This is a genomic window from Frateuria sp. YIM B11624 (assembly GCF_049727805.1).
Classification (GTDB): Bacteria; Pseudomonadota; Gammaproteobacteria; order Xanthomonadales; family Rhodanobacteraceae; genus Frateuria_A.
Genome location: NZ_JBCNYA010000006.1, coordinates 23,910 through 43,722, shown reverse-complemented (window position 1 = coordinate 43,722; position 19,813 = coordinate 23,910). Strand labels below are relative to the sequence as shown.

The following is a 19,813-nucleotide window of genomic DNA, read 5'->3' as shown; positions in this document are numbered from 1 at the left end:
CGGGCAGAATAACCGAAAAGGTCGAGCCCGCAGACCGCTATCGCCGCCGCGCCCCGGCGCCGAGGACACCGAATGGCCACCGTTCGCCTGGACAACGTGCGCAAGGTCTACCCCAACGGCCACGTCGCGGTGGAAGAAGCCAGCTTCGAGGTCGGCGACGGCGAACTGATGGTGCTGGTGGGGCCTTCCGGCTGCGGCAAGACCACGCTGCTGCGGATGATCGCAGGCCTGGAGACGATCAGCGCCGGCACGCTCAGCATCGGCGGCCGCGTGGTCAATGAGGTCGCGCCGAAGGAGCGCGACATCGCCATGGTGTTCCAGAACTACGCGCTCTACCCGCACATGAACGTGGCCGAGAACCTCGGCTTCGGGCTGAAGCTGCGTGGCCACCCGCGCGCGGAGATCGAGCGGCGCGTGCGCGAGGCCGCGTGTCTGCTCGGGCTGGAGGCGCGGCTGGATGCGCGGCCGGCCGCGCTGTCCGGCGGCCAGCGCCAGCGCGTGGCGCTGGGCCGCGCGCTGGTGCGCAACCCGAAGGTGTTCCTGCTGGACGAGCCGTTGTCCAACCTCGATGCCAAGCTGCGCCTGGCGATGCGCGTGGAGATCGCGCGCCTGCACCGCCAGCTCGGGGCGACCATGGTGTACGTCACCCACGACCAGGTCGAGGCGATGACGCTGGGCCAGCGCATCGTGGTGCTCGACGGCGGGGTGATCCAGCAAATCGACACGCCGATGGCGCTTTACGAACGGCCGGCCAACCTGTTCGTGGCCTGCTTCCTGGGCAGCCCGGCGATGAACCTGCTGCGCGGCATCCTGCAGGGCGACGGAAGCGGCCTGGCGCTGGCGACCGCGCACGGCCGCATCGCCCTGGGCGAGCCACCGCAGGCCGGTTCGCTCGGATCCTGGCTGGGACGCGAGCTGGTGCTGGGCCTGCGCCCGGAAGACCTGCAGCCGGCCGATGCCCGCCGGCCGGCCCGCCTCGAGGCCCGGCTGGAACTGCCCGAGCCGGTCGGCAACGAAATCTTCCTCAACCTGCGCCACGGTCCGCTGGCGCTGGTCTCGCGGGTGCCGCCGCAGCCGCTGCCCGAACCCGGAAGCATGCTGGCGCTGGGCTTCGCGCCCGACCGGCTGCATTTCTTCGAGGCCGACGGCGGCGCGCGGATTGCGTGACCGCGGCCGGGGTCGCCCGCGGCGCCGGACCCACTACACTAGGTCCCTTTCCGCGTCACCGGAAGCTATCGACCCATGGCCCGCATCATCGCTGTCGCCAACCAGAAGGGCGGCGTCGGCAAGACCACGACGGCAGTCAATCTCGCGGCGGCGCTCGCGGCCGCCAAGCGCAAGGTGCTGCTGGTCGACCTGGACCCGCAGGGCAACGCGACCATGGCATCGGGCGTGGACAAGCGCGAGGCCAAGCCCAACGGTTGCGAGGTGCTGCTGGACGAATCGCCGATCGAGCGCGCCATCGTCACCACCGAGGCGCACTACGACCTGCTGCCGGGCAACGGCGACCTGACCGCCGCCGAGCTCAAGCTGATGGACGCGATCGCGCGCGAGAGTCGGCTCAAGGAGCAACTGGCCAAGATCAGCGACAAGTACCAGACCATCCTGATCGACTGCCCGCCCTCGCTGCACCTGCTCACGCTCAACGCGCTGGCAGCGGCCGACGGCCTGCTGATTCCGGTGCAGTGCGAGTACTTCGCGCTGGAAGGGCTCTCCAGCCTGCTGGAGACGGTCAAGGCGGTGCGCCAGCGGCTCAATCCGAAACTCGAGATCGAGGGCCTGCTGCGCACCATGTACGACGTGCGCAACAACCTCGGCAACGAAGTCTCTGCGCAGCTGACCCAGCACTTCGGCGACAAGGTGCTGCGCTCGATCATCCCGCGCAACGTGCGCCTGGCCGAGGCGCCCAGCCATGGCCAGCCGATCCACCTGTACGACCGCAGCTCGCGCGGCGCGATCGCCTACATCGGCCTGGCCGGCGAGATCATCCGCCGCGAACGCGGCGCGCAGGCCGCCGTGGCCGCGCTCAACGACATGCACGACACCGGCGCGGCGCTCGACACCGCCGCCGACATCCACCAGGAGTAACCATGGCCGCCGCGAAGAAACGGGGACTCGGCCGCGGGCTGGACGCGCTGCTCGGCGGCGACGGCGCCGGCACCGCATCGCCGCTCGAGCAGGAGGGCGAGCTGCGCAGCTTGGCCGTCCAGCAGATCCAGCCGGGCAAGTACCAGCCGCGCCGGCACTGGAACGAGGAGGCGCTGGACGAACTGGCCGCCTCGATCAAGGCGCAGGGCCTGATCCAGCCTGTCGTGGTGCGCGCGATCGGCACCAACCGCTACGAGTTGATCGCCGGCGAGCGCCGCTGGCGCGCGGCGCAACGCGCGCAGATGAGCGAGATTCCCGCGCTGGTCAAGACCGTCGACGAGGCCGCCGTGCCGGCGATGGCGCTGATCGAGAACATCCAGCGCCAGGACCTCACGCCGCTGGAAGAAGCCGATGCGCTCAAGCGCCTGATCGACGACTTCGAGCTCACCCACCAGCAGGCGGCCGACGCCGTGGGCCGCTCGCGCGCGGCCGTGTCGAACCTGCTGCGCCTGATCGACCTGCCCGCTTCGATCAAGAAGCTGCTGGACGAGGGCAAGCTGGAGATGGGCCACGCCCGCTGCCTGCTGACGCTGGACGAGGGCATCGCCGTGCCGCTGGCGCGCCAGGCCTCGACCCTGGGCTGGAGCGTGCGCGAGCTGGAGGATGCCGCCCGCCGCGCCCAGGCCGCGCCGAAGGGCAAGGCCAAGGGCGGCGCGCGCGATCCCAACATCGATGCGCTGGAACGCGAGCTGGGCGAGCGCTTCGCTACCCGCGTGGAGCTCGCGCAGGGCCGCGGCGGCCGCGGCAAGCTGGTGATCCACTACCACAGCAACGACGAGCTCGACGGTATCCTGGGCAAGCTGCGCTGACACTTCGGACGCCTGAAAGATGAAACGGCTTGCCCCGGTCTTCTCGAAGGTGGATCCCAGACAGCGACAGTTCGAGGCGCTCACCCGCGCGCATGCCGGCGACCTGTACCGCTTCGCCTACTGGCTGTGCGGGCAGGACGCACTGGCGCAGGACCTGGTGCAGGAAACCCTGCTGCGCGCCTGGAAGAACCTCGACGCGCTGCGCGAGGCCGAGGCCGCCAAGCCCTGGCTGCTGACCATCCTGCGCCGCGAGCACGCGCGCCTGCACGAACGGCGCAATTTCGACACCACCGAACTGGACGACGACCTTGCCGAAGACGCTGCCTGGGCCAGCCCCGAACGGCACGGCGATGCCGCCCAACTGCGCGAGGCCATGCACAAGTTGCCGCACCGATACCGCGAACCGTTGCTGCTGCAGGTGCTGGGCGGTCTGAGCTGCGAGGAGATCGCCGCCGAACTGGGCCAGCAGCCGGGCGCGGTGATGACCCAGTTGTTCCGTGCGCGGCAGAAGCTCAAGGCCATCCTGCACGGCGAACGCGCGGAGGTGCAGCATGGACTGTCTTGAGTTCCGCCGCCGCCTGGGCGCCGAGCCGCACGGCCGCGATCCGGACATGCTCGCCCATCGCGAGACCTGCCCCTCCTGCGCCGCGGCGTGGGAGAAGGCGCAGCGCTTCGAGCAGTCCCTGCACGGCGCGTTCGAGGTGCCGCTGCCCGAAGGCCTGGCCGAGCGCGTGCTGCTGGCGCAGGCCACCGGCGAGCGACAGCGCCACGTGCGCCGCCGCCACATCGCGCTGGGGCTGGCCGCCTCGCTGCTGATCGTGCTGGGCGGCGGCGGCATTGCCTGGCGCCAGGCGCAGGCGCGCGCGTTGCCGACGCTGGCGGTGGCGCACATGCCCGGCGAGATCGGCGCGCTTGCACTCACCCGGCCGCTGGCATCGGCGCCCGTCGCCGCTGCCTTCGCCGAACGGCACGCCGCGCTGCGCGGCCCGTTGCCGGACGACACCACCTACGTGCACGTCTGCGACGTCGGCCCGTTCCACACGGTCCATCTGGTCAGCCGTCCGGACGGCCAGCCGGTGGTGGTGCTCTACGTGCCGGCCCGGCAAAGCACGGCGCGCCGCGACTTCCGGCGCGACGGCTGGTTCGGCCGCGAGGTGCCGCTGGAGCACGGCACGCTGGTGATGCTCGCCAACCGCCAGGATCGCAGCGCGTTCGACACGGTGGAGCAGGGCTGGCGCGTGGCCATCGACGGACTCGGGCAGGGTCGCGTCAGCGAACTGTGAGCCTCTCGGTCGCCGGGAGACGGCGGCCGATCCCGGTCATCGACATCCTCGTTGCCGACGGCATGCCATGGCAAAGACCCACGACCACCTCGTACAGGTCGACGACGCGGCGAACTGCATCCGCGTGTTCCGCGTCATGCCCGACGGCGCGCACGTGCTGTTCGCCGAGTACGCGCTTCCGGCCGACCAGCACGGCTGGACCGACAGCGTCGCGGCACTGGCCCGCGCGCTGGGCGAAGACCTGCTGATGGACGCGCCGATTCCGAGGCAGCGGTACTCCCTGTAGCCATCGGATTGACCGCCGGCGACGGAACGCGCCCGCGTCTCAGCCCAGCCGGCGGCCCGGCAGCCAGCGTACGGCCAGCGCATCGAGCGACCAGCGGCCGGCTCCCAGCGCGAGCAGCGCCAGCAGCATCAGGCCCCAGGCCTTGTGGTCGTTGAAGTCGCCGCCGACGAAGCCTTGCCACAGGCCGTCCGGCCACAGCGCCGGGTACGAGACCACCGCGACGATGTTGTAGACGAACAGCACTGCCGCGACCACGCGTGTGCCCAGGCCCAGCGCGAGCAGCCAGGGCAGCACCAGTTCGGTCCAGGTGGCCAGCGTGGCGGCGATGGCCGGAGCGAGCAGCGGCACCTGGTACTCGTTGTCGAACAGATAGGCGGTACCGGAGGGGTCGTCCCACTTGACCACCCCGGCGCGCCAGAACGCCAGCGCCACGAACAGGCGCAGCAACAGCAGCGCCAGCGGCGCGAGGTGATCGAGCGAGGCGGTGAAGCGGGACCAGCGGACGACGACGGTACGGGCATTCATGCGGAAGTCTCCTCGGAAGCGTTGACGACGGCGGCGATCAGGCCGTGTTCGAGCAGCGGGGCGAGCAGCTCCTGCGGTGCGGTGCCGGACGCGTTCGCCCAGGCGGCCGCCAGGCGCTCGCCGGCCAGCAACGCGCGCACGAAACTGGCCAGCGCGGAATCGACTGCGCGCATGGCGACGCCGTCGCCGGCGCGCCAGAGCAGCACGTGTTCGCCCGCGCCGTTCGGTGCGACGGCAGGCGCGAGGTCCATGGCGTAGCGCCACAGGCCGAGCACCGGCACGGCGGACGAACACAGGCGCAGGTGCGGTTGCAGGCGCACGGCCGCGTTGGTGGCGGCGGCCAGCGCGAGGACCAGCGCGAACGGGTCGGCAACGTCGCCGGACGCGGCCAGCGCCACCTCCTGGCGCAGCCATTCCAGCCGCGCCACCTCCGCCACCCAGGCATGCGCGGTCAGCTCCGGCTGGGCGACGAGGAAACCGGGTAAGTCGGCGCCGTACGCCTGCAGGTTGCCGCTGGCGCTGCCGATCCAGGCGGCATGGCGCGTGGCCAGACCATCGAAGCAGTCCTCGCCGAGCAGGCGGACCGTCGCGGGAAAGCTGGTCGCCAGCGCCTCGACGTGGATGGCCAGGTTGGCGTGCCGGTAGATGCGCAGGCGCGCGGCCGGATCAATGCCGCGTGCGGCGATCCATGGCGCCAGCGCATCGCCGTCGCCCTCGACCAGCGCGGCGCCGAAGGCGCGCTGCAGCTCACGCAGGGAGGGCGGCATCGGCATGCAGGATCTCCATGGCCAGGCGCGCCTCGTCCTCCAGCACGCCGAAGTCGGGCAGGTGCTGGTCCCATTCGATCAGCGTGGGCTTGCGTCCGAAGCGCGCGACCGCGTCGGCGTAAAGCGCCCACACGGCCGGATCGACGCGGGCGTCATGCGAGTCGATCAGCAGCGGCCCGCCCAGCCCGTCCTTGCGGGTGAAGCCGGCCAGGTGCAGTTCGCCGATCGTGGCCGGATCGAGCGCGGCGAACAGGCGCTGCGGATCCGACCCGTGGTTGATGTGGTTGACGTAGACGTTGTTGACGTCCAGCAGCAGGCCGCAGCCGCTCTCGCGCGCCAGCGCGGCGAGGAACTCGCCCTCGCCGAGCGTCGAATGGGTGAAGTGCACGTAGCTGGAGACGTTCTCCAGCAGCACGCGGCGGCCGAGCGTGTCCTGCAGTTGCCGCACGCGCGAGGCCATCAGCGCGAGCGCCTCCTCGGTATAGGGCAGCGGCAGCAGGTCGTTGAAGTGGCGCCCGTCGACGCGGCCCCAGCACACGTGCTCGGACACCAGCGCGGGCTCGACGCGGTCGACCAGCGTGCGCAGCGCGGCCAGGTGGTTGGCGTCGAGCGGCGCGGTCGAACCGAGCGCCAGGCCCACGCCGTGCAGGCTGACCGGGTAATCGCGGCGCACGGCGTCGAACGCATCCCACAGCGCGCCGCCGGCGCAGAAGAAGTTCTCGCTGTGCACCTCGAAGAACGGCACCGGCGGGCGCTGCGCCAGCACGTGCGCCAGGTGCGCCGGCCGCAGCCCGATCCCGACCGCGGTCGGGATCGGCTGCGCACGCGTGGCGTGCGATGCGGTCACGCTCAGCCCTTCTTCATCATCATGCCGTCGCCCGGCTGCAGCGAGCCGTCGGCGAGCTTCTGGCACAGCCCCGCGGGTACCGCCACGAAGGCCTGCGGATCGCGCGCCCTGGCGTCCTGGCCGGCGCAGGAATGGCCCGGCGACTGGCAGTCGTTCTTGTGCGCGGCGTTGACGCCGTAGCACTTCTCCATGCCGTTGTGGCCGGCCATCTTGTCGGCCGCATGGGCGTTGCCGGCGACGCCGAGGCCGCCGGCGGCGAGCAGGGTGAGCAGGGCCGAGGCGACGAGGGAATGCGATTGCATGGGCTTGATCTCCGTTGGGCCGGACCATTCCGGCTGCACGAGGAGACCGACCCTTCCGGGATTTCCTTACAACCGTCCTGCGCCCGGCCGGCGCATCGGCGATAATCGCCGCCCAACGTTTCCCCGGACTGGCCCCATGCCCGAGCTTTCCGTCGTCGTGCCCGTGTTCAACGAGCGCGACAACATCCCGCCGCTGCTTGCCGAGATCGCCGCCGCGCTGCGCGGCACGGCCGACTTCGAGATCGTCTACGTGGACGACGACTCCACCGACGACAGCCGCGCCGTGCTGGCCGCGCAGAAGGCCAGCTATCCGGAACTGCGCGTGCTGCATCACGTCAGCCGCAGCGGCCAGAGCACCGCGGTGTGCAATGGCGTGCGCGCGGCACGCGGTGCGTGGATCGCCACCCTCGACGGCGACGGCCAGAACGATCCGGCCGACATCCCCAGGCTGCTGGCCGCGCGCGCCGCGGCCGCGCCGGACGTCAAGCTGTTCGCCGGCTGGCGCACCACGCGCCGCGACAGCTTCAACAAGCGCATCTCCTCCAGGATCGCCAACGCGGTGCGCTCGCGCATGCTCAAGGACGCCACGCCCGACACCGGCTGCGGCCTCAAGCTGTTCGAGCGCGAGACCTTCCTGCGCCTGCCCTACTTCGACCACATGCACCGCTACCTGCCGGCGCTGGTGCGCCGCGCCGGCTACGCCAGCCAGAGCGTTCCGGTGGGCCATCGCCCGCGCACCGCCGGTACGTCGAAGTACGGCATGCTCGATCGCCTGTGGGTCGGCCTGGCCGACCTGCGCGGCGTCGCCTGGCTGATGCGCCGGGCCAAGGTCACGCGCGTCGAGGAGCTGTAAGGGCGCAGGTCGATCGTAGGGTGGGCTTCAGCCCACCGCGGCGTGCGTGGATGGTGGGCTGAAGCCCACCCTACGCCGTCCTACGGGGTGTTCACCCGTCAGGCGTAAGCTTTGCGATGTGTTCCTTCGAAGGGGGATGCCATGAGCCTGACCGTCAAGCGCGTCTACGACCCGCCGTCGCCGAAGGACGGCTATCGCGTGCTGGTCGACCGCCTGTGGCCGCGCGGACTGAAGAAGGACGCGGCTGCGCTCGACCTGTGGGTGAAGGAGGTCGGCCCCTCGCGCGAACTGCGCCAGTGGTTCGGCCACGAGCCGACGCGCTGGGAGGGCTTCCGCCATCGCTACGCGGGCGAGCTCGACGCTGCGCCGGACACCTGGCACGGGCTGGCCGAGAAGGCCCGGCGCGGCCGCGTCACGCTGCTGTTCGGCGCGCGCGACGAGGAACACAACAACGCCGTGGCGCTGAAGGCCTACCTGGAAGGCTATCTCGCCGCGCACGGTCCGCACTGAGCGGACGGAGGCTAGTCGCGCGTGGCGTCGAACCGTTCGAGCGCCTCGCGGGTGCGCATGCGGCCCAGCTCGATCAGCTCGCTGGCGCGATAGAACTCGTAGGTGGCGGCCGCGTCGCGCGGCAGCTCGATCAGCAGGTCCGGCTCGTACGCGGCCAGGCGCAGCCGCGAGAGGTTGGACTGCATCAGGTCCATCGCCTGGGTCAGCAGCGCCAGGGCGCCGGGTTCGTGGACCGGCGGCGACTTGTCCTCGCCGTGGGCGAACAGCTTGCCCAGCCAGCCCGGCGGCGAAGACGGGCTGGCCGCGGCGTCCTGCTCCGGGCTGCGCCGTTCGGTCGGGCCGTCCAGGCTGATCGCGAACAGGAAATCCGCGCGCTCGCGGATCAGCGGCGTCACCGGCACCGGGTTGAGCAGCGCGCCGTCGACCAGCCGGCGTCCGTCGATCGTGTGCGGGCGAAAGATGGTGGGAATGGCGATCGAGGCGCGGATGGCGTCGAACAACTGGCCGCGGGTGAGCCATACCTCGCGCTCGCGGTCGATGTCGGTGGCCACCGCGGTGTAGGCGAGCGGCAGGTCCTCGATGCGCGCGTCGCCGATCAGCGTGCGCAGGGTCTCGATGATCTTCTCGCCCTTGATCAGCCCGCCGCGGAAGGTCCAGTCGACCAGCCGCAGCACGTCGAAGCGGGCCAGCTTGCAGACCCAGTCGCGATAGACGTCGAGCTTGCCCATCGCGTAGATGCCGCCGATCAGGGCGCCCATCGAACTGCCCGCGATGGCGCCGATGCGGAAGCCCTGGCGCTCCAGTTCTTCGATCACGCCGATGTGCGCAAGCCCTTTCGCGCCGCCGGCGCCCAGCGCCAGCGCGACGGTCGGTTGGCCCGGCGCGTCCGTATCGACGGCGTCCGTGGCGGCATCCGTATCGGGGGGACGGCTCATGCGGTGGCCTGGCGAGGGCGGTTCCTCACGATACGTTAGCGTGTGCCTGTGGTGAAGTCTGCGGTCCGGCGACCACGGCCGTTATGATGGTCCGTCGGCGTTCGCGCCAGAAGACGAGGCAGCCGTAAGGAAACCATGCCAGCCGATACCCGCCTGAATGTCCCGCTCCGCACGCCGGCCCCGGGCACCTCCTCGCGCTGCCGCGGAGCGCGCGCATGAGCTGGCAGGCGTGGGCCACGGTGGCGATCATCATCGGCGCGATGGCGCTGTTCGCCAGCGAGAAGGTGCGCATCGACCTGGTCGCCCTGCTGGTGCTGGCGGCGCTGGTGGTGCTGCGAATCGTCACGCCGGAGGAGGCGCTGTCCGGCTTCAGCAACGAGGCCACGGTCACCGTGGCGGCGATGTTCGCCTTGAGCCTGGGCATCGAGCGCTCCGGCGCGCTCGAGCCGCTGACGCGCCTGCTGATGCGCATCCGCAAGCCCTGGCTGCTGACCTTCGCGATGATGCTGGCGATCGCCCCGCTGGGCGCCTTCGTCAAGAACATCGCGCTGGTCGCCACCTTCCTGCCGCTGGCGCTGCGCGTGTGCCAGCGCACCGGCACCTCGCCCGCGCGCGTGTTGATGCCGATGGCCTACGCCGCGCAGATGGGCGGCGTGTGCACGCTGATCGGCACCTCTTCCAACCTGCTCGCCGACAGCCTGGCGCAGAAGCACGGATTGCCGCCCTTCGGCGTGTTCGAGTTCACCAAGATGGGTGCGCTGCTGGCGGTGGCCGGCATGGCCTACCTGATGCTGATCGGGCGCAGGCTGCTGCCCAAGCAGATCGACGCCGCGCTGCCGGAGGGCGGCGAGGTCGGCAAGTACGTCACCGAGCTGGTGGTGGGCGAGGATTCGCCGCTGGTGGGAACGCGCATCGCCGACGCGCAGCTGGGCGACAAGTACGGCGTCTACCCGTTGGAACTGCTGCGCGGCGAGCGGCGCATGTGGTCGCCGCGCGAGCAGCAGCTGGCGGTGGGCGACGTGCTGCTGGTGCGCGGCGACTGGGACAAGATCGAGGATTTCCAGCGCCGCACGCGCCTGCGCAACGCGCCCGAGCAGCACTACGCGCGCGAGGACGATCGATCCCGCGTGCTGGCCGAGCTGATGGTCGCGCCGGGCAGCCCGGCCGAGGGCCGGCGCCTGTCGGAACTGGGCCTGGACTGGCGCTACCGCGCCACCGTGCTGGCGGTGCACCGGCGCGGCCAGGTGCTGCGCGACAAGCTGAGCAACACGGACCTCGCGGTCGGCGACGTACTGCTGGCGCTGGTCGACGAGGGCGGCATGCCGAAGCTGCGCACCGACGACGCCTTCATCGTGCTGTCCGAGCGCGACGACGCGCGCGGCAGCATGCGCAAGGCGTGGGTGGCCGCGGCGATCATGGTGGCGGTGGTGGTCGCCTCGGGCCTGCACTGGCTGCCGATCCCGATCGCCGCGCTGTGCGGCGCCACCGCGATGGCGCTGACCGGCTGCTTCGGCCGCAAGGACATCTACGAGGGCATGGACTGGAAGATCATCATCCTGCTCGGCGCGATTCTGCCGCTGGGGCTGGCGATCGAGAAGACCGGACTGTCCACCGTGGTAGTGGCAGGCGCGATGGGCCTGGTCGGCAACCACGGGCCGCTGGCCGCGTTGTTGATGGTGTACCTGTTGACCGCGCTGCTGACCGAACTGATGGGACACAACCCGTCGGTGGTGCTGATGGTGAGCATCGCGGTGACCGTGGCGCATGCGGCACACGCCGATCCGCGGCCGTTCGTGGTGGCGGTGGCCTTCGCCGCGGCGACCTCGTTCGCCACGCCGGTGGGCTATCCGACCAACACGATGGTGTATTACGCCGGTGGCTACCGCTTCACCGATTTCATGAAGGTGGGCATTCCGCTGATCATGCTGTTCTGCGCGCTGTCGATGTGGTTGATTCCGCAGCTCTGGCCGTTCCATCCGTAGGCGGCGGGGCTGGCGGGAGTGACCACATGATGGCGGGGCCGCGGCCAGGTTTTCGGACGCTTTTCCGCGAGCCCCGGCCCCTCACCCAAACCCTCTCCCCGGAGGGGCGAGGGCTTCGGGGCGCGGCTAGCGGGGGGCTTGCTGGTAGCCGCCCAGCGCCATGTGCAGCAGGCTCTTCATCTCCTCGCGCAGCGGCAGCGGCGCCACCACCTCGGCGTCCGGGCCGTACTTGAGCACGTCCATCAGCAGCTCGCGCGACTTCGAATACGGCACTTTCAGTTCGTAGCGGCCATCCGGCAGCCACTCGCCCTTCTGCTGCGAATGCCAGTGTTCGTCGGCGACCCAGCGCGCGGCGTGGGCGGAGAAGCGGATCGTCGCCCAGGCCTTGGGCTTGCCGGCGAAGATGCCGTAGCTGGAGGCGAGCAGTTCGTTGAGGTCGGTCTCCGGCACGTCGATCGCGGGTTCGTCCAGCGCGTGCGCGTCGCGGATGCGGTCGACCGCGAAGCTGCGCAGCGCCTCGCGGTCGTGGTCCCACACGTCCAGGTACCAGTTGTCGCGGTAATGGGTCAGGCGCTGCGGCGAGACGGTGCGCTTGCTGTCCGAGTCGGTGGTGCGCGCGCGGTAGGAAAAACGCAGGCGGTTGCGCTCCAGCACGGCGCCGGCGACCACGCGGAACGCCTGCTGGTCGAGCTTGCGCTCGCCCCAGGGAATCACGCGGATGCGCTCGATCGGCAGCGCCTTGTCCTTCTCCTGGCCGGTCAGCAGGCGCTCGATGCGCGCCTTGAACGGCGCCAGCGCGCCGGCCAGCACGCCCGGGCCGGAGCGGCCGATCAGCTCGTTGAGTGCCAGCAGCGCGGCCAGCTCGTCGGAGGTCAGCCACAGGCCGGGCAGCTCGAAGCGCTCGCCTTCGCCCACCTCGTAGCGGAACGCCGCCTGGTCGGTGCCGGCGCTTTCGATCGGCGCGCCAAGCCCGTCGCGCAGGAAGGCGACGTCGCGGTACAGCGTGGCCCGCGAACATTCCAGTTCGTCCATCAGCCGCGCCAGCGGGACCGGGTAATGCGCCGATTTGAGAAGTCGGTGCAGGGTCAGAATGCGTTCGTAGCGATCCATGGCATACCGCAGGGGTGGGAGCTTTGTGTAGCATGGGTACGGCCCGCGGCGGCCGCAAGTCCGTCGCACGGCCCGGTGCATGCGCCGGGTCGCGGTTTTTCCCCAGCCGCCGAGCCTTTCGATGTGATGCATCCGTCCAGCGACATGCAGGCCTGCGTCCCGACCGCCGCAGCGGACGAGCGGGCCTACCCGCTGCCGCCGGCCTATCCGGCCGCGCTGCTGCGCATGCTGGCGCTGTCCGGCTACGGCCTGTGGATGCTGTTGGGGCTGGCGCTGGCGCTGGGCATCTACCGCGGCGGCCGCAGCGAGGCGCTGGTGCCGCTGGCGCTGGGCGCGGTCTTCGTCAGCGGCGGGCTGCTGGTCGCCTGCCTGCATCTGCCGGGCCTGTCCGACTGGCATGGCTGGTTTCCTGCGCGGCGCAGCCGGCCCACGCGCGAGGCGCTGCTGGCGTTGGCGGCGTACCTGCCGATGCTGGCGGTGGGCGGCCTGGTGCGCGGCGACAACACGTTCTGGGCGACCCGCGTGGCAGGCGCCGCGCTGGCACTGTGCAGCATCGCCAGCCTGGTCTACACCGTGCACAGCTATCGCCGGCGGCTGCCGGAGACCGTACTGCGCCGCTCGGCGCAACTGCCGGTGAGCCGGTTGGTGGCGGCCTGGTATGCCGGCGGGCTTTGGCTTTGGCTCTGCCTGGCGGCGCAGGACGGCGCCGTGCACGCCGCCGGCACGCGGCCCTGGATCATGGTGCTGCTGGTGCTGGCGCTGTTGCTCGGACTGATCGAGGGCCTGCGCTGGCAGGCGCTCAATCCGTCCGAGGGGCGGGCGTCGTCCCAGCGCATGCGCGGACGCACTGCGCGCTTCGTCGCGGCGCTGCTCACCTATGCGGTACCCAGCCTGGCCCTGCTGGTGGTGGACCTGGCGGATGCCGGCGTGTCGCTGGTGGCGCTGGCGGCGGTCAGTTGCCTGCTCGGCCGTGCCATCGAACAGCGTGCGTACGAGTCCGCGCTCGCGCGGCTTTGCCGCGGCGAGCGCGCGGCCGGTCCGGGCGTCTAGGCGTCCGGACCGGCGGGTGCACGTTCACTGCGAGTTCAATCCGCCGCATTAAGGTGGCGGCCTTTCCTGCCCACCCCCCATCCATGGATCGCCCGATGAACAAGACCCTGATCGCTGCCGTGTGCCTGCTGGCCTTCGCCGGCGTGGCGCAGGCGCAGGACGCCGGTGCGCCCGCCACCGACTCCGCCACCGACAACGGCGGCTGGAGCGGCTCGGGCGAGTTCGGCTTCGCCTCGGCGCGCGGCAACTCGCGCACCGAGAACGTCAACGCCAAGCTCGGCCTGAACCAGGAAAACGAGTACTGGAAGAACAACTTCTTCCTCAATGGCATGCGTTCCAAGGGCGAAGTCAGCGTGGTGGATGCCGATACCGGCGCCACGGTCGACCGCTTCAGCACCACCGCCAACCGCTACGACGCCGGCGCCTCGGTCGGCTACAAGCTCGACCCGCGCAGCTACATCGTGGGCGCCGGGCGCTACGAGCACGACGATTTCGGCGCCAACCTGTGGCAGGGCATCTTCTCGCTGGGCTACGGCTACATCGCGCTGAAGAACGAACGCACCGAGCTCTCCTTCGAAATCGGCCCCGGTTACAAGCGCTATCGCCCGGCCGACACCACCGTGCTGGTGGGCGAGGAAACGGTCAAGGTGCGCCAGCCCACCGAGAGCGAGGTGGTCGGCCGCGGCTTGATCAACTTCAAGTACCGGCTGACCGACAACACCGCCTTCGAGGACACGCTGCTGGTCGAAGCGGGCTCGAAGAACAAGTACTACCAGAACGATGCGGGCCTGTCGGTCAGCATGACCAAGAAGATGGCGCTCAAGCTCGGCTTCCAGGTGCGCTACAACTCCGACACGCAGCCGGGCACGCAAAGCACCGACACGCTGACCACGACGAACCTGGTCTACAACTTCTGACGTCAACGCAGCTTGCGGTCGCGCCCTCTTCCCTCGGGAGAGGGCCGGGGTGAGGGGCCACGCTTGCGGTGAACCCGCAGTGGGGCGTGGCTGTGAAGCCCGGCTAGCCGAGCATCTCGCCAGCACCCTGCGCCAGCAGGGCATCGGCCACCGTCCGACCAAGCACCTCCGGCTGGTCGACCGGACCGGCCGCCTCCGCACGCACCAGCCGTCCGCTCGCCGCATCGCCGACCAGCCCGTGCAGGTGCAGCCCGCGTTCGGCCAGCACGCACCAGGCGGCCACCGGCACCGTACAGCTGCCGCCCAGCGCGTGGTTCATCGCGCGCTCGGCGCCGACGGTGACGCGCGTGTCGGCATCGTCCAGCGCCGCCAGCAGCGCCAGCACGGCGGGTTGGTCCGCGCGCGCCTCGATCGCGATCGCCGCCTGCCCCGGCGCGGGCAGCCATTCGGGCGCGGCCAGCCGCTGGCGGATGCGCGCGGCCAGGCCCAGGCGCTCCAGTCCGGCGCAGGCCAGCACGATCGCGTCGTAGTCGCCGGCATCGAGCTTGGCCAGCCGCGTGTTGACGTTGCCGCGCAGGTCGAGCAGGCGCAGGTCCGGCCGCGCCGCGCGCAACTGCGCCTGCCGGCGCAGCGAGGAGGTGCCCACGCGCGCGCCTTCGGGCAGGGCGTCCAGCGTGGCGTGGTCGTTGCTGACGAAGGCATCGGCGGCGTCCGCGCGCGGCAGCATCGCCGGCAGCACGAAGCCCGGCTCCAGTTCCGCCGGCACGTCCTTGAGCGAGTGCACCGCGAGGTCCGCACGGCCCTCCAGCATCGCCACCTCCAGTTCCTTCAGGAACAGCCCCTTGCCGCCGATGGTGGCGAGTGGGCGGTCGGCGATCTCGTCGCCGCGGGTGGTCATCGGCACCAGTTCGACGGCCAGGCCCGGATGCACGGCGCGCAGGCGCGCGGCGACGTGCTCGGCCTGCCACAGCGCGAGCGCGCTCTTGCGGGTGGCGATGCGCAGGATGGACGGCGGCATGGGAGCTCCAGCGGGAGTGCAGGCGCCCATTGTCGCCGCATTCGCGCCGGCGCGCGTGCGGCGTGGCGCCTCAGCCGGTGCGCAGCAGCTTGCGCAGCGCCGGCAGGTTGCGCCGGCTCACCTCGGGGCTGAACTCGGTGCCGGCTAGGCGCGCCAGCACGCGTCCGTCGGCGAGCGTCTTCAGGCCGAGCAGGCGCGGCGCCGGCACCAGGCAGTTGCGGTGCAGGCGCACCAGCTGGGTCGGATAGGCATCCTCCAGCTGGCGTAGCGATTCCTCCACCAGCAGTTCGCCGCCAGCGTGGCGCACCACCACGTACTTTTCCTCGGCCAGCAGGCAGACCACCTCGGTCAGCGCGATGCGCACCTGCTCGCCGCGCAGGCGGCCACGCAGATAGCCGACCGGTTCGGCCGGTGCAGCGGCCAGACGCTGGCGAGCGCGTTGCAATGCTTCGCGCAGGCGCTCCAGGCGCACCGGCTTGAGCAGGTAGTCGACCGCGCCCAGCTCGAACGCGGTCAGCGCGTGGTTCTCGTAGGCTGTGCAGAAGATCACCAGTGGCCGCGCCTGGCCGGCCAGCCGCGCGGCCAGCGCGGCGCCATCCAGGCCCGGCATGTTGATGTCCAGCAGCAGCAGGTCCGGCTGCAGTTCGCCGATCGCCGCCAGCGCGGCCTCGCCGTCGCCCACGCTGCCGGCCAGCGTGGCGTCCTCGCATTCGCCCAGCAGTGCGGCCAGGCGCGTGCGCGCCAGCGGTTCGTCGTCGACGATCAGCACGCGCATCAGGCGGGCTCCGCCGGCGGGGGATCGAGCGGCAGGCGCAGGCATACCGCGAAGCGGCCTTGTTGCGGCCCGGCCTCGACCGCGGCGCGCGCGCCGTAGCGCCAGGCCACGCGCTGGCGCACGTTGGCCAGTCCGTGGCCGTGGCCCGGCGTGCCCGGCGCGGGCGGCAGCGGGTTGCTGACGTCGATGAGCAGCGCACGTCCGTCCACCCTGCCGCGCAACAGGATCTCGCCGCCCTCGCGCAGCGGCTGGATGCCGTGGCGCACGGCGTTCTCCACCAGCGGCTGCAGCAGCAGGCGCGGCAGCGGGTAGTCCGCCGGCAGGCCGTCGAGCTCGCGCCGCACGCGCAGGCGCTCGCCCAGGCGCAGCTGCTCGATCGCCAGGTAGCGCTCGATCAGCGCCAGCTCCTCGCCGAGCGTGCCCTCGCGCCCCGCCCCCGCCTGGCCCAAAGCAGCGCGGAACAGCTCGCAAAGATCTTCGATGGTGCGTTCGGCGGCATCCGGATCGACCCGCACCAGGGCGGCGACGGTGTTCATGCTGTTGAACAGGAAATGCGGGCGGATCCTCGCCTGCAGCGCCTCGACCTGCGCGTGCGCCACCGCGGCGAGGCGCGCCTGCCACTGCGCCAGTACGTAGAAGTAGCGCAGCATTGCCGCACCGAGCAGCGCGGCGATCAACAGGTTGTCGCGCACGAAGGCCACCGGCGTGGTGCGCACCAGGTCCAGTTGCAGGGCGAGGTCCATCCAGCGCGCCACCGCGCTGGCCAGCGCCACCACCAGCTCGATCAGCAGCCACACGCCGGCATACGGCATCCAGCCGCCGAGCCGCTGCAGCCACGGCCGCGCGTAGCACAGCGCCAGCGCGACCAGCATCGACAGCCAGGTGACGAACAGCATGCCCACGCTGTAGCCGCGCCAGCCGCGCGTATTGTCCGGCGCCAGCCACATCAGCGTGACGGTGAGCGCGCCCACCGCGAACAGCGCGGCCACCGCCGGCAGCCGGCAGAAATCCGGCAACGGCGTAGCGGGGCGGGCAGGGCGGGCGCTCATGCGCTTCAGTATGCCGGCAACCGGATGCGCGCTGCTGCCTCCCGCCACACGCTTCAGGGAAAACGGGGTTCCGGGGTTGCGCCGGAAGGTCGAGCCAGCAGCGGCCCTTCATTCAACCCCCGACAACAGAGATCGGGTTACCTGAGATGGCTGCCAAGCCAGCGGCGCAGGTCGGCGATCTCCTCGGCGCAGACCGAATGCGGCATCGGGTAGGTGTGCCAGTCGATTGTGTAGCCCAGCGCTTCCAGCAGTTGCCGCGAATCGAGCCCGCGCTGCAGCACCACCACCGGGTCGGCGTTGCCGTGGCCCCAGAAGATCGGCACCCGCGCATTGGCGGCGCTGCGCTCGGGCGCCAGCGTGGCGCTGATCGGCAGGTAGGTCGACAACGCCACGATGCCGGCCAGCGGCTGCGCGTGGCGCAGGCCGGCGGCCAGCGCGATGGCGCCACCCTGCGAGAAGCCGGCCAGCACGATCCGTTCGCTGGGCACGCCGCGCGCATGCTCGCGTGCGATCAGCGCCTCCACCGCATCGATCGCGCGGCGGATGCCGGCCTCGTCCTGCGCCGCGCGCGCGTCGAAGCCGTAGATGTCGTACCACGCGCGCATCGGCACGCCGCCGTTGATGCTGACCGGCTGCACCGGCGCATGCGGGAACACGAAGCGCAGCGCGGGCCAGGCCGCATCCACCAGCTCCGGCACGATCGGCGCGAAGTCGTTGCCGTCGGCGCCCAGGCCGTGCAGCCAGATCACGCTGTAGCGGGGATCCGGGCCGGTTTCGTGTTCGACGCTGGAAAGCAGGTTCATGCGTGGCACCAGAAGCGGAAAAACGGCCAGTCTCGCCCATGCGCCCCGACACCGCCAACATGGCCGCAGCGGCGCGATGCGGCGCCGGCCGTGCGGACTCAGGCTGCGCGCGCCGCGGCGACCAGCGCGCGCTGGTGCGAAGCATGGATGCTGTCGCGCTCGGGCGCGGTGCCGTTGGCGAGGTGGTCGATCCATTCGTCGGTGCGCATCACCGCTGCATAGCGCGACTGCTCCACCACCGCGAATACGCGATGGATTTCTTCGGCCGTGGCCGTGCCGGCACGGTTCGCATAAGGCACGCTGCCGGAGGCGTCGTGCAGGAATTCCACCTGCAACCCGCGGTCGAAGGCGTGCTTGATCGTGGTGTCGTTGCAGTTGTGCGTCATGTAGCCGACGACGGCGAGCGTGTCGACGGCACGCGCCGCCAGCCACTCGCCCAAGTCGGTGCCGGCGAAGGCGCTGGGCAGGGCCTTGGGCACGTAGTGGTCGCGCGGGCGACTGGCGACGATCTCGTGCAGGGCCCAGCCATGCGAGCCGGCGGCGAACAGCGGCGCGCTCTCGGGGGCCATCTGCTGCACCACGATCACCGGAATACCTGCCTTGCGCGCCGCGTCCATCGCCAGGCCGATGTTGCGCAGCGATTCGGCCACCGGCGGGTACTGGATGCGCAGGCCGCCGGTCTCGTATTCGTTCTGGACGTCGATCACCACGAGCGCGCGGCGAGGGGCGGAGGTTTCGGTCATGGCGTGACTCCTTCAGCTGGAAAGGCGGGATAGCCATGATCGGCATCGGCGGATGCCGCCGGAAGTGGCCTGATTGCCACTAAGAGTTATAATCGGGCCATGTTGATCCAGCGCGGAGGCAGGCAATGAGCGGGACGCGCGTGGCGGTGGTGGCGTTCGACCGGATCCGCCCGTTCCACCTGTCGGTGCCCTGCGCGGTGTTCGGCGAGACAGCGGGCGACGAGGTGCCGCTGTTCGACGTGCGCGTGTGCGCGGCTGAACCGGGCGAACTGCGTGCGCATGCCGGCTTCGGCATCGCCGCGCGGCACGGCCTGCGCACGCTGGCCTGGGCCGACATCGTGGTGGTGCCGTCCTGGCGGGATCCGCGCGAGGTGCCGCCGGCGCCGTTGCTGACTGCACTGAGGCGGGCGCACGAGCGCGGGGCGCTGGTGGTGGGCCTGTGTCTGGGCGCCTTCGTGCTGGCGGCCGCGGGCCTGCTCGACGGCCGCCGCGCCACCACCCACTGGCGCTGGGCCAGCCGCTTCGCCGAGCTCTACCCGCAGGTGCGCCTGGACCCCGACGTGCTGTACGTGGACGAGGGCGACGTGATCACCTCGGCCGGCACCGCCGCCGGCCTCGACTGCTGCCTGCACGTGGTGCGCCGCTGCCACGGTGCGGAAGCGGCCAGCCGGATCGCGCGCATCCTGGTGGTGCCGCCACACCGCCAGGGCGGCCAGGCCCAGTACATCGAGCAGCCAGTGCTCGAGCGCGCCCGCGACACGCCGCTGACGCGAACGTTGGACTGGGCGGTGCGTCATCTCGATGTGGCACACAGCCTGGACTCGCTGGCCGCTCGCGCGGCGATGAGCCGGCGCAGCTTCACCCGCCATTTCCGCCGGCACACCGGCACCACGGTCGGCCAGTGGCTGGCCGCCCAGCGGCTTGCGCTCGCCCAGCGCCTGCTCGAGACCACCGACCAGCCGGTCGAGCGCATTGCCGAGTGCGCCGGCTTCGGCACGCCGCTGTCGCTCAGGCAGCATTTCGCGGCGGCGCTGGATACCACGCCGTCGCGCTACCGGCGCGAGTTCCGCGGCCACTAGCGCACGCAGGTGCCGTATCGGC

The 19,813-nt window shown here is 71.1% G+C and carries 23 protein-coding genes; 12 read left to right on the top strand and 11 right to left on the bottom strand.

Annotated elements, in window-relative coordinates:
* Window positions 1-72: 72 nt before the first annotated feature.
* The 6 genes from AAIL17_RS04360 to AAIL17_RS04335 all read left to right on the top strand — a co-directional run bounded on the left by AAIL17_RS04360 (window position 73) and on the right by AAIL17_RS04335 (window position 4,526).
* Window positions 73-1,167, top strand: a complete 1,095-nt coding sequence (locus tag AAIL17_RS04360; RefSeq protein WP_424681598.1) for an ABC transporter ATP-binding protein — start codon at window positions 73-75, stop codon at window positions 1,165-1,167.
* A gap of 75 nt (window positions 1,168-1,242) precedes the next feature.
* Window positions 1,243-2,088 carry a ParA family protein gene (locus tag AAIL17_RS04355; RefSeq protein ID WP_424681597.1) on the top strand — a complete coding sequence of 282 codons (846 nt, stop codon included), beginning with the start codon at window positions 1,243-1,245 and terminating at the stop codon, window positions 2,086-2,088.
* A 2-nt stretch (window positions 2,089-2,090) separates the two neighbouring features.
* Window positions 2,091-2,957 carry a ParB/RepB/Spo0J family partition protein gene (locus AAIL17_RS04350; protein ID WP_424681596.1) on the top strand — a complete coding sequence of 289 codons (867 nt, stop codon included), beginning with the start codon at window positions 2,091-2,093 and terminating at the stop codon, window positions 2,955-2,957.
* Between the two features lie 19 nt (window positions 2,958-2,976).
* Window positions 2,977-3,522, top strand: a complete 546-nt coding sequence (locus tag AAIL17_RS04345) for a sigma-70 family RNA polymerase sigma factor (RefSeq protein WP_424681595.1) — start codon at window positions 2,977-2,979, stop codon at window positions 3,520-3,522.
* Entirely contained in the window at window positions 3,509-4,240 is a 732-nt protein-coding gene (locus tag AAIL17_RS04340; protein ID WP_424681594.1) for a DUF3379 family protein, read from the top strand. The genes AAIL17_RS04345 and AAIL17_RS04340 overlap by 14 nt, the downstream gene beginning before the upstream one ends.
* A 67-nt stretch (window positions 4,241-4,307) precedes the next feature.
* Window positions 4,308-4,526 (top strand): hypothetical protein, encoded by a 219-nt coding sequence (locus AAIL17_RS04335; RefSeq protein ID WP_424681593.1) that lies wholly within the window; start codon window positions 4,308-4,310, stop codon window positions 4,524-4,526.
* Window positions 4,527-4,565: 39 nt separating this feature from the next.
* On the opposite strand, the gene AAIL17_RS04330 is transcribed toward AAIL17_RS04335, so the two are convergent.
* The 4 genes from AAIL17_RS04330 to AAIL17_RS04315 are packed head-to-tail and all read right to left on the bottom strand — an operon-like array spanning window position 4,566 to window position 6,967.
* Complete coding sequence (locus AAIL17_RS04330) at window positions 4,566-5,051, bottom strand: DoxX family protein (protein ID WP_424681592.1); 486 nt, start codon at window positions 5,049-5,051, stop codon at window positions 4,566-4,568.
* Entirely contained in the window at window positions 5,048-5,824 is a 777-nt protein-coding gene (locus AAIL17_RS04325; RefSeq protein ID WP_424681591.1) for a putative DNA-binding domain-containing protein, read from the bottom strand. The genes AAIL17_RS04330 and AAIL17_RS04325 overlap by 4 nt, the downstream gene beginning before the upstream one ends.
* A complete protein-coding gene (locus tag AAIL17_RS04320; protein WP_424681590.1) occupies window positions 5,799-6,665 on the bottom strand; it encodes a DUF692 domain-containing protein in 867 nt (288 codons plus the stop codon). The genes AAIL17_RS04325 and AAIL17_RS04320 overlap by 26 nt, the downstream gene beginning before the upstream one ends.
* Before the next feature lie 2 nt (window positions 6,666-6,667).
* On the bottom strand, window positions 6,668-6,967 hold the full coding sequence (locus AAIL17_RS04315; RefSeq protein WP_424681589.1) for a DUF2282 domain-containing protein: 300 nt from the start codon (window positions 6,965-6,967) through the stop codon (window positions 6,668-6,670).
* Window positions 6,968-7,103: 136 nt separating this feature from the next.
* Here AAIL17_RS04315 and AAIL17_RS04310 point away from each other — a divergent pair, with 136 nt between their 5' ends.
* Both AAIL17_RS04310 and AAIL17_RS04305 read left to right on the top strand, forming a co-directional pair.
* Window positions 7,104-7,820 (top strand): glycosyltransferase, encoded by a 717-nt coding sequence (locus tag AAIL17_RS04310; protein ID WP_424681588.1) that lies wholly within the window; start codon window positions 7,104-7,106, stop codon window positions 7,818-7,820.
* A 141-nt stretch (window positions 7,821-7,961) separates the two neighbouring features.
* Window positions 7,962-8,330, top strand: a complete 369-nt coding sequence (locus AAIL17_RS04305; RefSeq protein ID WP_424681587.1) for a DUF488 domain-containing protein — start codon at window positions 7,962-7,964, stop codon at window positions 8,328-8,330.
* 11 nt (window positions 8,331-8,341) lie between these two features.
* Here AAIL17_RS04305 and AAIL17_RS04300 read toward each other — a convergent pair whose 3' ends face one another.
* A complete protein-coding gene (locus AAIL17_RS04300; RefSeq protein ID WP_424681586.1) occupies window positions 8,342-9,265 on the bottom strand; it encodes a patatin-like phospholipase family protein in 924 nt (307 codons plus the stop codon).
* A gap of 197 nt (window positions 9,266-9,462) precedes the next feature.
* On the opposite strand from AAIL17_RS04300, the gene AAIL17_RS04295 reads away from it, so the two are divergent.
* Complete coding sequence (locus AAIL17_RS04295) at window positions 9,463-11,247, top strand: SLC13 family permease (RefSeq protein ID WP_424681692.1); 1,785 nt, start codon at window positions 9,463-9,465, stop codon at window positions 11,245-11,247.
* 126 nt (window positions 11,248-11,373) lie between these two features.
* On the opposite strand, the gene AAIL17_RS04290 is transcribed toward AAIL17_RS04295, so the two are convergent.
* A complete protein-coding gene (locus AAIL17_RS04290; protein ID WP_424681585.1) occupies window positions 11,374-12,357 on the bottom strand; it encodes a helix-turn-helix transcriptional regulator in 984 nt (327 codons plus the stop codon).
* A gap of 126 nt (window positions 12,358-12,483) precedes the next feature.
* On the opposite strand from AAIL17_RS04290, the gene AAIL17_RS04285 reads away from it, so the two are divergent.
* Both AAIL17_RS04285 and AAIL17_RS04280 read left to right on the top strand, forming a co-directional pair.
* Window positions 12,484-13,407, top strand: coding sequence for a hypothetical protein (locus AAIL17_RS04285; protein WP_424681584.1), 924 nt, complete (start codon window positions 12,484-12,486; stop codon window positions 13,405-13,407).
* 95 nt (window positions 13,408-13,502) lie between these two features.
* Entirely contained in the window at window positions 13,503-14,324 is an 822-nt protein-coding gene (locus tag AAIL17_RS04280) for a DUF481 domain-containing protein (protein WP_424681583.1), read from the top strand.
* A 103-nt stretch (window positions 14,325-14,427) separates the two neighbouring features.
* Here AAIL17_RS04280 and hemC read toward each other — a convergent pair whose 3' ends face one another.
* The 5 genes from hemC to AAIL17_RS04255 all read right to left on the bottom strand — a co-directional run bounded on the left by hemC (window position 14,428) and on the right by AAIL17_RS04255 (window position 18,712).
* Window positions 14,428-15,342: a hydroxymethylbilane synthase gene (gene hemC, locus AAIL17_RS04275; protein WP_424681582.1), complete on the bottom strand. Its 915-nt coding sequence runs from the start codon at window positions 15,340-15,342 to the stop codon at window positions 14,428-14,430.
* A gap of 70 nt (window positions 15,343-15,412) precedes the next feature.
* Window positions 15,413-16,117 carry a LytR/AlgR family response regulator transcription factor gene (locus AAIL17_RS04270; protein ID WP_424681581.1) on the bottom strand — a complete coding sequence of 235 codons (705 nt, stop codon included), beginning with the start codon at window positions 16,115-16,117 and terminating at the stop codon, window positions 15,413-15,415.
* Complete coding sequence (locus AAIL17_RS04265) at window positions 16,117-17,166, bottom strand: sensor histidine kinase (RefSeq protein ID WP_424681580.1); 1,050 nt, start codon at window positions 17,164-17,166, stop codon at window positions 16,117-16,119. Before AAIL17_RS04265 ends, AAIL17_RS04270 begins: the two co-directional genes overlap by 1 nt.
* A gap of 137 nt (window positions 17,167-17,303) precedes the next feature.
* Window positions 17,304-17,969 (bottom strand): alpha/beta hydrolase, encoded by a 666-nt coding sequence (locus AAIL17_RS04260; protein ID WP_424681579.1) that lies wholly within the window; start codon window positions 17,967-17,969, stop codon window positions 17,304-17,306.
* 98 nt (window positions 17,970-18,067) lie between these two features.
* Window positions 18,068-18,712, bottom strand: a complete 645-nt coding sequence (locus tag AAIL17_RS04255) for a cysteine hydrolase family protein (protein WP_424681578.1) — start codon at window positions 18,710-18,712, stop codon at window positions 18,068-18,070.
* Between the two features lie 125 nt (window positions 18,713-18,837).
* Here AAIL17_RS04255 and AAIL17_RS04250 point away from each other — a divergent pair, with 125 nt between their 5' ends.
* On the top strand, window positions 18,838-19,791 hold the full coding sequence (locus AAIL17_RS04250) for a GlxA family transcriptional regulator (protein ID WP_424681577.1): 954 nt from the start codon (window positions 18,838-18,840) through the stop codon (window positions 19,789-19,791).
* The last annotated feature ends 22 nt before the right edge of the window (window positions 19,792-19,813 follow it).